Origin of the sequence: Amycolatopsis sp. NPDC049691, from assembly GCF_040675005.1 — a bacterium.
GTDB lineage: Bacteria > Actinomycetota > Actinomycetes > Mycobacteriales > Pseudonocardiaceae > Amycolatopsis.
Genome location: NZ_JBFANX010000002.1, coordinates 534,453 through 547,262 on the forward strand (window position 1 = coordinate 534,453; position 12,810 = coordinate 547,262).

Consider the following 12,810-nt stretch of genomic DNA (forward strand, 5'->3'; position numbering starts at 1 on the left):
CAAGATCGACTCGCACACCCCGTGTGATCGCCGACACAGCAGTTACCCACCGATCTGGGGACAAACCTGTGGACAGTGTGGATAAACCCGTGCCCGAGTTATCGCCGCGCGTGACCAAAACCCCGGAACAGCCGCTTGACGCCCCCCGCACGGGGGTTAACCCACGTGGGCAGGTCACTTCGGGTACGCAGAGTGAAGACGGCACTGCTCCGAACGGGCAGACCGGCCGGGACCTCGCCCACGCCGCGCTCGAAGCGGCGAAGGCCAAGGCCAAGGAACGCGGGACGTCGCCGGGCTACCGGCGCCGCGCGGTGGGCGGTGGCGGAGGCCAGAACCCCCGGCGTCGCCGCTGGTCGGGGCCGGGTGCGGACCCCCGGGACCCGCAGCCGCTCGGCCGGCTCGTCTCCCGGCTGGTCGCCGACCGCGGCTGGAACGAGAGCGTCACGACCGCCCGCGTCTTCGCGCAGTGGGCCCGGCTCGTCGGCGAGGACGTCGCCGAGCACGCCCAGCCGGTCGCGCTGAAGGACGGCGAGCTGACCGTCCGCGCCAGCTCCACGGCGTGGGCCACGCAGCTGCGGTTGCTGCAGGGGAAGCTGCTGCACAAGATCGCGGCGGGGGTCGGCAACGGCGTCGTCAAGCGGATGCGGATCCAGGGTCCGACCGCCCCGAGCTGGCGGAAAGGGCCCCGGCACGTGCCGGGGCGCGGCCCGCGTGACACGTACGGCTGACCCGGGTTGCGCGATGCTCGGTTGAATGCCCCGAGAACGCATCCAGACCTCCCGAAATACGTCAAGACTCGGCTCGGACCGATTTCGTCCGTCTGTGACGCGCTCAGGGGTGTCCTTGCCGCATGCCAGCGGACGCGGCCAAGTACACTGGGAGGGAGCGAGCGTCCGCTCGGGCGAGACGAGGAGAAACAACGCCTGTGACCGAGAACAAGAGCGAGTACAACGCGTCGTCGATCACGGTGCTCGAAGGCCTCGAAGCGGTCCGCAAGCGCCCCGGCATGTACATCGGTTCCACCGGTGAACGCGGCCTGCACCACCTCGTCCAGGAGGTCGTGGACAACTCCGTCGACGAGGCGATGGCCGGGTACGCCACCAAGGTCGAGGTTACCCTGCTCGCCGACGGTGGGGTGCGCGTCGTCGACGACGGCCGCGGCATCCCCGTCGACATGCACCCCAAGGAGCAGAAGCCGACCCTCGAGGTCGTGCTGACCGTGCTCCACGCGGGCGGCAAGTTCGACAGCGACTCCTACGCGGTGTCCGGCGGCCTGCACGGCGTCGGCGTCTCCGTGGTGAACGCGCTGTCGACGAAGCTGCTCGCCGAGGTCAAGTACGGCGGCCGCAGCTGGCGCCAGGAGTACACCGACCAGATCCCCGGCCCGCTCGAGGACCTCGGCCCGGCGTCGGAGACCGGCACCACGATCACCTTCTGGGCCGACAAGAACATCTTCGAGACCACGACGTACAACTTCGAGACCATCTCGCGCCGGCTGCAGGAGATGGCGTTCCTGAACAAGGGGCTGACGCTGTCCCTGCGCGACGAGCGCGTCGCGGACGAGGAGACCGAAGCGGACGCCGAGGGCAAGGTCGCGCGGGTCAAGGAGAAGACCTACTGCTACCCGGGCGGGCTCGAGGACTTCGTCAAGCACATCAACGGCAGCAAGGACCCGATCCACTCCAGCGTGATCTCCTTCGACGCGAAGGGCACCGGCCTCGAGGTCGAGGTCGCGATGCAGTGGAACACCGGCTTCACGCCGTCGGTCTACACGTTCGCCAACACGATCAACACGCACGAGGGCGGCACCCACGAAGAGGGCTTCCGCGCCGCGCTGACCCGCGTCGTCAACGCGTACGCGCGCGACAAGAAGCTGCTCAAGGAGAAGGACGCCAACCTGACCGGTGACGACGTGCGCGAGGGCCTCGCCGCGATCGTCTCGATCAAGCTGGCCGAGCCGCAGTTCGAGGGCCAGACCAAGACCAAGCTGGGCAACAGCGAGGCCAAGACGTTCGTGCAGCAGACGTCGAACGAGTGGCTGGCGGACTGGTTCGAGCGCAACCCCACCGAGGCGAAGACGATCATCAACAAGTCGATCTCCTCGGCGCAGGCCCGGATGGCCGCGCGCAAGGCGCGTGACCTGGTCCGCCGCAAGGGCGCACTGGAGATCGGCGGCCTGCCCGGCAAGCTCAAGGACTGCCGCTCGACCAACCCGTCGGAGTGCGAGCTCTACATCGTCGAGGGTGACTCGGCCGGCGGCTCGGCCAAGGAGGGCCGGGACTCGATGTACCAGGCGATCCTGCCGATCCGCGGCAAGATCATCAACGTCGAGAAGGCCCGCATCGACCGCGTCCTCAAGAACACCGAGGTCCAGTCGCTGATCACCGCGCTGGGCACCGGCATCCACGACGAGTTCGACATCCAGAAGCTGCGCTACCACAAGATCGTGCTGATGGCCGACGCCGACGTCGACGGCCAGCACATCACCACGCTGCTGCTCACCCTGCTGTTCCGGTTCATGGCACCGCTGATCGAGCACGGCCACGTCTTCCTGTCGCGGCCGCCGCTGTACAAGATCAAGTGGCCGCGTTCCGAGCCGGAGTACGCGTACTCCGACCGCGAGCGCGACGCCGTCATCCAGGCGGGCGTCGAGGCCGGCAAGAAGCTGCCGAAGGACGACGCGATCCAGCGCTACAAGGGTCTCGGCGAGATGAACGCCGAAGAGCTGTGGGAGACCACGATGGACCCGGCGAACCGGCTGCTGGGCCAGGTCACGATGGACGACGCCGCCCAGGCCGACGAGCTGTTCTCGGTCCTGATGGGCGAGGACGTCGAGGCCCGCCGGTCGTTCATCACGCGCAACGCCAAGGACGTGCGCTTCCTGGACGTGTAGGCGTCCCCCTCCCGTCCGACACCCCGCACCTGAGAAGGACCCATGACGGAAACCTTGCCGCCGGCTCCGGACCACGACCGGATCGAACCGGTCGACATCCAGCAGGAGATGCAGCGCTCCTACATCGACTACGCGATGAGCGTCATCGTGTCGCGGGCGCTGCCGGACGTGCGCGACGGCCTCAAGCCGGTCGCCCGCCGCATCCTGTACTCGATGTTCGACTCCGGCTTCCGGCCGGACCGCGGGTACAACAAGTGCTCGCGCGTCGTCGGCGACGTCATGGGCAACTACCACCCGCACGGCGACTCGGCGATCTACGACGCCCTCGTGCGGCTCGCCCAGCCGTGGTCGCTGCGCTACCCGCTGATCGACGGCCAGGGCAACTTCGGCTCGTCGGGCAACGACCCCGCGGCCGCCATGCGGTACACGGAGTCCCGGCTCGCGCCGCTGGCCATGCAGATGCTGGCCGACATCGAAGAAGACACCGTCGACTTCTCCGACAACTACGACGGCCGCACCCAGGAGCCCGACGTCCTGCCGTCGCGGTTTCCGAACCTGCTGGTCAACGGCGGTTCCGGGATCGCGGTCGGGATGGCGACCAACATCCCGCCGCACAACCTGCGCGAGGTGTCGGACGGCGTCGTCTGGGCGCTGGAGAACCCGGACGCGACCGACGACGAGCTGCTGGCCGCGCTGCTGGTCCGCATCAAGGGCCCGGACTTCCCGACCAAGGCGATGATCCTCGGCACGTCCGGCATCGAGGACGCCTACCGCACCGGCCGCGGCTCGATCCGGATGCGCGCGGTCGTCGAGGTCGAAGAGGACGCGAAGGGCCGCACGATCCTGGTCGTGTCCGAGCTGCCCTACCAGGTCAACCCGGACAACCTGGTGGAAAACATCGCGAACCTGGTCCGCGACGGCAAGCTCACCGGCATCGCCGACATCGCCGACGAGTCCAACAGCCGCTCCGGCATGCGGATCGTCGTCACGATCAAGCGGGACGCGGTCGCGAAGGTCGTGCTGAACAACCTGTTCAAGCACACCCAGCTGCAGCAGAACTTCGGCGTCAACATGCTGGCGCTGGTCGACGGCGTGCCCCGCACGCTGCGGCTCGACCAGATCATCCGGCACTACGTGAAGCACCAGGTCGAGGTCATCGTCCGGCGGACCAAGTTCCGCCTGAAGAAGGCCGAGGAGCGGGCCCACATCCTGCGTGGGTACGTCAAGGCGCTGGACATGCTCGACGAGGTCATCGCCCTCATCCGGCGGTCGCCCTCGGCGGACGAGGCCCGGCCGGCCCTGATGGAGCTGCTGGACGTCGACGAGATCCAGGCCACGGCGATCCTCGACATGCAGCTGCGGCGCCTCGCCGCCCTGGAGCGCCAGCGGATCATCGACCAGCTGGCCGAGATCGAGCTCGAGATCGCCGACCTGAAGGACATCCTCGACAAGCCGGAGCGGCAGCGCGCGCTGATCCGCGACGAGCTGATGGCGATCGTCGAGAAGTACGGCGACGACCGGCGCACGCAGATCGTCGGCTTCGGCGGCGACGTCACCGACGAAGAGCTCATCGCGGTCGAGGACGTCGTCGTCACCATCACCCGCACGGGGTACGCCAAGCGAACGAAAACCGACCTGTACCGCTCGCAGAAGCGCGGCGGCAAGGGCGTGCAGGGCGCGACGCTGAAGCAGGACGACATCGTCCAGCACTTCTTCGTCTGCTCGACGCACGACTGGATCCTGTTCTTCACGAACAAGGGGCGCGTCTACCGGACGAAGGCGTACGAGCTGCCCGAGGCCAACCGGAACGCGCGCGGCCAGCACGTGGCGAACCTGATGGCGTTCCAGCCGGACGAGCAGATCGCCCAGGTCATCGAGATCAAGAACTACGAGGTCGCGCCGTACCTGGTGCTCGCCACCAAGCGCGGCCTGGTGAAGAAGACCAAGCTCACCGACTTCGACTCGAACCGCTCCGGCGGCCTGATCGCGATCAACCTGCGCGAGGGCGACGAGCTGGTCGGCGCGGTGCTGGCGGCGGCCGAGGACGACCTGCTGCTGGTGTCCGCGGAAGGCCAGTCGATCCGCTTCCACGCGACGGACGAGGCACTGCGGCCGATGGGCCGTCCGACGTCCGGCGTGCTGGGGATGCGGTTCAACGACGGCGACGAGCTGCTCGGCATCAGCGTCGTCAAGCCGGACAAGTTCCTGCTGGTCGCGACCGACGGCGGCTACGCCAAGCGGACGGCGATCGAGGACTACCCGGTCCAGGGCCGCGGCGGCAAGGGCGTGCTCACCATTCAGCACGACCGCAAACGTGGCAGGCTGGTGGGTGCGCTCATCGTCGACGCCGAGGACGAGCTGTACGCGATCACCTCGAGCGGCGGCGTGATCCGCACGCCGGCGGGCGACGTGCGCAAGGCAGGACGGCAGACGAAGGGGGTCCGGCTGATGAATCTCGGCGAAGGAACCACTCTTCTCGCCGTCGCACGCAACGCGGACGAGCCCTCGGACGTCGCCAATGGTGACGCCGGCGAGGACGCACCGGCTCCGGAAGCACCTGACGCGGGTGAGGAAACGACGGCCACGCCGGAGCAGTAAGTTTGCTCTCCGACGGCGGCCCCACGGCACGGGTAAGGACTGACTCTTCGTGACACCATCCGAGAATCCCGAGGCAGCGGGTTCGAACGGGACTCCGGCGAGCCCGCCCTGGCAGCGGGTCGGCAAGGACGGCGACTCCGAAGCGACGGTCAAGCTGGCCACGGAGGACGCGCTCCCGGCCGGGGAGACCCAACCGGTCTCCCCGGACCAGCGACCGGTGGTAACGGGCAGCGCGGCCCCCAAGCTGTTCGGCGACACCCCGCCGACGGGTTCGGGCGAGGGGCCCCCGGCCTCGGCCCAGCGAGCCCGCCCGAGCGCGCTGCGCAGGCCGGGCCGCGGCCCGCGCCGGGCATCACTGCAGGTCAAGCGGTTCGACCCGTGGTCGGTGCTGAAGCTGTCCCTGGTGCTGGGCGTGGCGATGTTCTTCGTCTGGCTGGTGGCGGTCGGCGTCCTGTACACGGTGCTCGACGGCATGGGCGTGTGGGACAAGCTGAACGGAACGTACTCGTCCCTGGTGGGCGGCGAAGGGGCAAACGCGTCCTCGGAACCGCTGATCAGCGCGGGCCGCGTGTTCGGCATCGCGGCCATCCTGGGCGCGATCAACATCGTCCTGGTGTCGGCGCTGGCGACGGTGAGCGCGTTCATCTACAACGTGTCGGCGGACCTCGCCGGAGGCCTCGAAGTCACGCTGTCGGAGCGAGAGTAACCCGGTTGCAGGGCCCCTTCGGGGGTCCTGTATGGTTCTCCTCGTTCAAGGGCCTATAGCTCAGGCGGTTAGAGCGCTTCGCTGATAACGAAGAGGTCCCAGGTTCAAGTCCTGGTAGGCCCACGCAGGTCAAAGCCCGGTTCGCGAGATGCGAACCGGGCTTTTTCGTGTTTCTCCTGGTCGGCCGCCCACGACGCCAGCAGGGCCAGACCGTCCGCGGTGGCCGTGCCGGCGGGCGCGGTGTAGACGTTCAGCAGCAGGCCGGGTTCGGCGGGCAGCTCCATCGACTCGACGTCCAGGTCGAGCCGGCCCACCACCGGGTGGTGCATGCGCTTGAGTCCGGACCGGTGGAGCCGGACGTCCTGGGAGGCCCACCGCCGCCGGAACAGCTCACTGCGGGTCGACAACTCGCCGACCAGGGCGATCAGCTCCTCGTCGTGCGGATTGCGGCCGGCTTCCATGCGTAGCTTCGCGGCCACGTCGCGGGCCACTCGGTCGTAGTCGACGAAGAACGTCTCTGCCGCTTCGGGATTGAGATACACGAACCGCGCGGTGTTCGCCGGCTGTCGTGTGTCGGCCAGTACCGGGGAATACAGCGCGCGGGCGAGTTGGTTCACGGCCAGGACGTCGTAGCGGCCGTTGCAGATCCACGCCGGGGCGTCGGTGATGGCGTCGAGCACCCGCTGAAGCGCCGGCCGCACCGGCACGGCGGGGCGCCGGCGGCGTGCACCGCCGGGCGCCGTGGACTGCCGCGCGAGGTGGAACAGGTGAGCGCGCTCGGCCTCGTCGAGCTGCAAGGCCGCGGCCAGCGCGTCGAGCACGCCGTCGGAGGCGCCCGTGAGGCTGCCGCGCTCCATCCGGACGTAGTAGTCGACCGATACCCCGGCCAGTAGCGCCACCTCTTCGCGACGCAGACCTTTGACCCGGCGATTGGCGCCGTAGGCGGGCAGTCCGGCCCGCTCGGGCGTGATCCGCGCGCGACGGGTGGTCAGGAATTCCTTGATCTCGGTGCGCAGATCGATCGAGGCCACGTCGTCACCGTAGGCCCTGTCCGCGGGCGGCGGGAGGTACTGCGGGTACCCCCGACGGCTAGGTGCCGGTCGCGGTCGTGGCGATGCCGCCGTCGACCGGGATGATGGTGCCCGTGACGTAAGCCGCGGCCCGGCTCGCGAGGAACACGACCACACCGGCCATGTCGTCGTCGCGACCGAGCCGGCGCAGCGGGGCCTTCGCCGCGATCTTGTCGCCGACGGCGTCGAGCGTGGCCGCCATCATGTGCGACGGGAACGGTCCTGGCGCCACCGCGTTCACCGTGACGTGCTGCGGGCCCAGTTCCCTGGCGAGCACCCTGGTGAGCTGGTGGAGACCCGCTTTGCTGCTGGCGTACGAGTAGTTGGGCGACTCGGCGACGTGGATGGCGGCGATGCTGCCGATGTTGACGATCCGCGCGGGATCGTCGGCGGTGCCTGCCTTCCGGAGTGCGGGGAGCAGTGCCTGCACCAGCCAGAACGGCGACTTGAGGTTGAGGTCGATCACCGAGTCCCACGCCTCGTCCGGGAACGTCTCCAGCGGCTCGCGCCACATCGCTCCCGCGTTGTTGACGAGGATGTCCAGGCGTTCCGAGCCGGCCTCGACGAGATCGGCGAGGCGCCGGCACTCGTCGTGCCGGGACAGGTCGGCGGGAATTGCTTGCACGGCACCGAATTCGGACAGCAGCTGCTGTGCCTCCGCGCACGTGTCCGCGTTGCGTGAGCTGATGACCACGCGGGCGCCCGCCTGCAGAAGGCCGCGCGCGATCATCATGCCGATGCCCTTGGTGCCGCCGGTGACGAGTGCGTGCTTCCCCTTCAGGTCGAAAAGGTTCGCGTGGTTGGTGACCAGGTTGTCCGACATGGGTTTTCCTCTGTGGAGCGGGGAACTGACTCGACGAGGCTGACAGGCGTCTCGGACGGCCGGGAGATCCTGGCGATGCAGGTACTGGGAGGGCCCCTTTCGACAGGGGCCCGGATACAGGTCAGCCCTGCCGGGAAGAGAATGAACCGGCAGGGCTGAGCGGTCACGGTCGGCGCGCGCCACGGTCGCCTCTCGGCGAAGTGGCTCAACGCGGCTCCAGCCGAACGGAACTCCGCGAAGGCGATGGTTGAGGCCCGGGGGACACGGTGGGCACGTCGACCACTGGGTACAACAGGACACCCCGCCCCGGTATTTCCCGCGCGGTGTGACCTGCGTTACCAGCGGAAGCGTGGTTCCACGTGGAACCACCGCCCGACGGCGGCCGGGGCCGGTGCAGTAACATCGCGGAGTAAGGGAAGCAAGCTGAGAAGGGGGCTTCGGTGAAGAAGCTGCTGGCACTCGCGGTCATCGCGGGCGGCGTCCTGTTCGTCGTGAAGCGCAACAAGGCGGCCAAGGCCGAAGCCGACCTGTGGCGCGAGGCGACCGCGCCGGTCCCCTCGAACAACGGCACCACCCCGGCCAAGCCGGCGGGTGCGTCCCACAACTGAGTTTCCCGCGGGCACTCGCCCGCGTCCGGGGCTGTAGCTCAATTGGTAGAGCACCGCCTTTGCAAGGCGGGGGTCAGGGGTTCGATTCCCCTCAGCTCCACAGGCACGATCGAAGGCCTGCCCCGGTTCAGGGGCAGGCCTTCGTCGTCAGCCGAGGAAACTGAGCACCGCGTCCCGGCCCGCGTGGCCGCGCTCGCGGTTCTGGATCGAATGGGACTCGCCCGGGACGATCACCAATCGACCCTGCGGAGCAAGCCGAGCTTCTTCACGCGCCCACTCCAGCGGCGTCGACAGGTCGCGGTCGCCGTTCAGCAGCAGTACCGGGACGTTCGGCAGCCGCGACGCCGGATTCGAGCCGGGGCGCTCCGCTGGCCACGGCAGGCACGACTGGATGAAGCCTTGCTGCGTCGCCACCTCTGTCGTGTACGGCCAGGTCGCGGACGCCGGCAGCGATCGGGCGGCCAGAGACAGCAGCGGCTGGCGGAAAGGCACCGGCGTCGCCGACGAGCCCCACGGGAAGCGCTGGTCCGCGCACAGCGTCGCCGCGTGCAACCCCGAACTGAACGATGCCGGGTCGTCGCCGCCCGACTTGTACGCCTCCAGCAGCTCGTCCAGCCGGTCCGGCGTGCCCGCGCGGGCCGCGTGGAGCGCTCCGATCACGTCTCCGGCCGACGGGTTGCGGTACGTCGGGTCGACGAACTCGTACGTCACGATCAGGTCGAAGATCTTCACGCCGTCGGCCGTGCCGCGGTGGCGGACTACCCACGCCAGGTCGTCGGCCGGGTCGTAGCCGCAGGCCGGGGCCACCGCGCACGCCGCGCGCAGCACCCGGGCCTCCGCCGTCAGGCCGGTCAGGTAGAGGGACGCCGACGCGGACGCGTGGTGCGGCAGCACCGAATCGAGGACGACCTTGCTGACGTTGCCCGGGTGCGCGATCGCGTACCTCGCGGCCGTGAACGAGCCGTACGAGACGCCGTCGACCACCATCTTCGACACGCCCAGCGCCTGCCGGAGCTGGTCGAAGTCCGCGACGGTCTGGTCGGTCGAGTACAGCGGCGCCGTGTCGCCGAGGATGCGCGCGCACTCGGCGACCGCGTCGCGGGTCGGTGTCGCGATGTCCGAGCTGCCCATCTGCGCCTGCAGACCCGGGCACCGCAACGCGTTCGCGCCCGTGCCGCGCTGGTCCAGCATGACGAACCGGTAGTCCTTGGCGATCTCCGGCAGCCGCTGCGTCGCGATCCGCGTGATGGCGCCGACGCCGCCCTGGCCGGGGCCGCCGGTCAAGAACAGCAGCACGCCCTTGGGCGCGGTCACGTTGTCCGCGGTCGCCACCGGCAGGTCGATCGTGCCCGGCACGCGGCCGGACCGGTCGAGCGGCACCGTCAACGTCGAGCACGTGAAGCCCGGCTGGCCCGGGCACGGGTGCGGGTCCGTCAGCGTCGGTCGTCCCCCAGGACGCGCGTCGGCCGAGGCCACACCCCCGAGTGCGGCAGTCAGCGCCAGGACCAGCCCGGCGGTCAGCAGTTTCGAGCGCATGATCCATCATCGTCACACCGGCCTGGGTGCGGTATACCTCCGATCAGGGCCAGAGGCGCTCGCGGACCCAGCCGCCGTCGGTCTTGCGGTAGCGCAGCCGTACGTGCCGGCGGTCGTGGCTGGCCTGCCAGAACTCGACCTCGTCCGGGTCGACGAGGTAGCGCGTCCAGGTTTCCGGTGCCACGTCGGGGTTTTCCGCGACCCAGCGCTCGGCCTCCGCGGCCGCCGCGTCGAGGTCCGCCGGGTCGTGCAGCACCTGGGACTGGTGCCCGATGAACGCCTCGACGCGCGAAGCGGGCGGCCGCGCCAGGAAGTCCGCCGCGGACACCTCGGGCGCCGCGGGGGAGACCGGGCCGCGCAGCCGGACCTGGCGGCCGCGGCCGGGCCAGAAGAACGTCAGCGCGGCGCGCGGATCCTTGCGCAGCTGCAGGCCTTTCGGGCTTTCCGAGCTGGTCGCGACCGCCCAGCCGGCCGGGCCCACGTCCTTGAGGATGACCACCCGGGCGTCCGGCGCGCCGTCGGCGTCCACTGTGGACAGAGTGACGGCGTGCGGCGCCAGCACGTGCTCACCGGCTTCGGTCAGCCACTCGACGAAGAGCGTCTGCGGGTCCGCGGCCGCCGTTTCCGGCGTGAACACGGGGAGTTCTTCGGGGAACGAGGGCCATCCGCGCAACGCGACCATGTCAGTAACCGTACGGCGGCTGTCCGGGCGGCGGGTAGCCAGGCGCCGGCGGGCCGGCGTACGGCGGGGGCGGCACCGGCGGCGCGGCCATCGGCGGCTGCTGCTGCCAGCCGGGCGGCGGCTGCTGAGCGGGCGGTTGTTGCTGTTGCTGCCACTGAAGCTGTTGGTAGACCTCGGCGGGCTCGGGGAAGCAGTACGTCAGCTTGGCGTTGATCGACCCCTGCACCGCGGCGCCCCAGAACTTCCCGCCGACGAACGCGTACCGGGCCCCGGCCGAGACGTCGACCGCCACCATCCGCGTCTCGCCGCCGAACTGGTTGCCCGACTTCGCCGACGCGGCCTGCGCGGCGTCCGGGTACACGCGCCGGCCGACGAGCCCGGCGATGACGACCGACGCCGCCGTCCAGCCCATGGTGCCGACGAGGTTCGCGCGGGCGTGCTGCGTGGCGCGGCCGGTGAAGTCGTACAGCGCCGCGGCCGTGACCTCGGGGACGGCCGCGGCGATGACGCAGTAGTTCATCGTCGACAGCATCACCGACTCGGTGAACAGCCCGACGGGGCAGACGGCGGGCCCGATCTGCACGGTGTTCAGCTGGCCGCCGGAACGCTGGATGCGCTCGGCGACCGCACCGAGGTACTGCTCGGGGGTAAGCACGCCGCCATCGTCGCACGCGCGGCCGTCACGGCGAGTTCAGCCAGCGGTTTTCACACATGCTTCATGGTTGACTGTGCGCGCTATGCGACGACTCGTACTTCTCGCGCCCGCCGTGGCCCTGCTGGCCGGCTGCGGCCCCTCCATCGTGTCCGGCACGGCGACCCCGAGCCCGCCGTCGGTGTCCACCGCCGCGGGCGGCGAGCTGCCGCCGGACCCCCAGCCGGCCGCGACCGAGGACTGCCCGTACCTCGACAGCGAGTTCGTGGCCGACTCGAACGGCCAGCACGTGTCGAAGGTGCGGATCTCGGCGGACCAGCCGCACCCGGCGTGCTTCTTCTACCGCCCGGACGGGAAGATCCAGCTCACCGTCCGTGTCTACGTCGGGGACGCGAAGACGGCGACCGCGCTGGTCAACAAGGCGGCGCCGGTCGACTCGTCGAACCCGGCCAGCGACCCTTCCGGCTGGAAGGGGGGCTACGAGTCGACCGACGACGGGGCCGTCTACGCGGTCGCGAAGGGGTCCGCGGCAGTCATCGCGACCACCAACCAGAAGCAGAGCGTGAAAGCACGCACAGTGGTCAAGAAGGCTATCGCTGCCCTGAAGCTCTAGGTAGCGGGCTCCACACGGGTGAGTGATGTTGATCTTGTATTACCCTGTGCGTCACGCGCAGGCTTCGTGGACTCGCGCACCGCAGCCATCGGGGGATCCCCACCCCGGGGGCGGGCACAAAATCTGCAACGCAAAGGACAAGATTCGTGGCTGACACCCTCAAGGACATCCTGCTCGACTCCAGCCGTCGTCCGGCTGTCGTGAGCGACTTCGAAGGCCTCGTCGACGCCGAGGTCTCGGACAAGGGCGGCGTTTCGGGTGCCGTCGTGAAGACCGGCTTCGCCGCGGTCAAGAAGATCAAGCCGGGCATCATCCCCTCGGCCGTCGACACGCTGCTGCCCGACTTCGCCACCGCGCTCGAGCCGTTCTACGGCGACTACCGCGCCAAGGGCGGCAACGACTTCGGCGCCTACCTGTCCAGCCGCTCGGACGAGGCTTCCGACGCGCTGCTGAGCGTCACCGACTCGCGCGCCGAGCGCAGCAGCCGTGACAGCATCAAGAAGGTCTACTCGAAGCTGCGTCCGAACGGCAAGAAGAACGTCGAAGAGGCGCTGCCCCGCCTGGGCCAGCTCATCGACAAGCACGCCGCGAACGCCTGATCGCACGCACGACTGAAGAGGCCCCTCGGG

Annotated in this window: 12 protein-coding genes and 2 tRNA genes; 9 read left to right on the forward strand and 5 right to left on the reverse strand. The window is 69.5% G+C overall.

The window, feature by feature from the left end:
- Positions 1-89 precede the first annotated feature (89 nt).
- The 5 genes from AB0J40_RS06780 (at position 90) to AB0J40_RS06800 (ending at position 6,320) form a co-directional block, all read left to right on the forward strand.
- The gene (locus AB0J40_RS06780; protein WP_364448566.1) at positions 90-728 is read left to right on the forward strand and encodes a DciA family protein; all 639 of its coding nucleotides are present in this window, start codon (positions 90-92) and stop codon (positions 726-728) included.
- 197 nt (positions 729-925) lie between these two features.
- Positions 926-2,893, forward strand: a complete 1,968-nt coding sequence (gyrB, locus tag AB0J40_RS06785) for a DNA topoisomerase (ATP-hydrolyzing) subunit B (RefSeq protein ID WP_364448568.1) — start codon at positions 926-928, stop codon at positions 2,891-2,893.
- Positions 2,894-2,935: 42 nt separating this feature from the next.
- Complete coding sequence (gene gyrA / locus AB0J40_RS06790; RefSeq protein WP_364448569.1) at positions 2,936-5,491, forward strand: DNA gyrase subunit A; 2,556 nt, start codon at positions 2,936-2,938, stop codon at positions 5,489-5,491.
- Between the two features lie 49 nt (positions 5,492-5,540).
- A complete protein-coding gene (locus AB0J40_RS06795) occupies positions 5,541-6,197 on the forward strand; it encodes a DUF3566 domain-containing protein (RefSeq protein ID WP_364448572.1) in 657 nt (218 codons plus the stop codon).
- Between the two features lie 49 nt (positions 6,198-6,246).
- Positions 6,247-6,320 (forward strand) — tRNA-Ile (locus AB0J40_RS06800).
- On the opposite strand, the gene AB0J40_RS06805 is transcribed toward AB0J40_RS06800, so the two are convergent.
- Entirely contained in the window at positions 6,302-7,228 is a 927-nt protein-coding gene (locus AB0J40_RS06805; protein ID WP_364448575.1) for a helix-turn-helix domain-containing protein, read from the reverse strand. The two genes, AB0J40_RS06800 and AB0J40_RS06805, sit on opposite strands and share 19 nt — an antisense overlap.
- A gap of 58 nt (positions 7,229-7,286) precedes the next feature.
- Positions 7,287-8,090 (reverse strand): SDR family oxidoreductase, encoded by an 804-nt coding sequence (locus tag AB0J40_RS06810; protein WP_364448577.1) that lies wholly within the window; start codon positions 8,088-8,090, stop codon positions 7,287-7,289.
- A gap of 440 nt (positions 8,091-8,530) precedes the next feature.
- Between AB0J40_RS06810 and AB0J40_RS06815 the strand changes: the two genes are divergently transcribed.
- Positions 8,531-8,698 (forward strand): DLW-39 family protein, encoded by a 168-nt coding sequence (locus AB0J40_RS06815; protein ID WP_086679331.1) that lies wholly within the window; start codon positions 8,531-8,533, stop codon positions 8,696-8,698.
- 27 nt (positions 8,699-8,725) lie between these two features.
- Positions 8,726-8,798, forward strand: a tRNA-Ala gene (locus tag AB0J40_RS06820).
- Between the two features lie 47 nt (positions 8,799-8,845).
- Here AB0J40_RS06820 and AB0J40_RS06825 read toward each other — a convergent pair.
- From AB0J40_RS06825 to AB0J40_RS06835, 3 genes are read right to left on the reverse strand one after another with little or no spacing between them, the layout of a single operon-like run.
- Complete coding sequence (locus AB0J40_RS06825; RefSeq protein WP_364448580.1) at positions 8,846-10,234, reverse strand: alpha/beta fold hydrolase; 1,389 nt, start codon at positions 10,232-10,234, stop codon at positions 8,846-8,848.
- A 43-nt stretch (positions 10,235-10,277) separates the two neighbouring features.
- Complete coding sequence (locus AB0J40_RS06830; protein WP_364448581.1) at positions 10,278-10,916, reverse strand: pyridoxal 5'-phosphate synthase; 639 nt, start codon at positions 10,914-10,916, stop codon at positions 10,278-10,280.
- A 1-nt stretch (position 10,917) separates the two neighbouring features.
- A complete protein-coding gene (locus AB0J40_RS06835) occupies positions 10,918-11,571 on the reverse strand; it encodes a hypothetical protein (RefSeq protein ID WP_364448584.1) in 654 nt (217 codons plus the stop codon).
- Between the two features lie 82 nt (positions 11,572-11,653).
- On the opposite strand from AB0J40_RS06835, the gene AB0J40_RS06840 reads away from it, so the two are divergent.
- Together AB0J40_RS06840 and AB0J40_RS06845 are read left to right on the forward strand one after the other, a co-directional pair.
- Complete coding sequence (locus AB0J40_RS06840) at positions 11,654-12,181, forward strand: DUF2020 domain-containing protein (RefSeq protein WP_364448586.1); 528 nt, start codon at positions 11,654-11,656, stop codon at positions 12,179-12,181.
- A gap of 146 nt (positions 12,182-12,327) precedes the next feature.
- On the forward strand, positions 12,328-12,780 hold the full coding sequence (locus AB0J40_RS06845; RefSeq protein ID WP_285457087.1) for a hypothetical protein: 453 nt from the start codon (positions 12,328-12,330) through the stop codon (positions 12,778-12,780).
- Positions 12,781-12,810 lie beyond the last annotated feature (30 nt).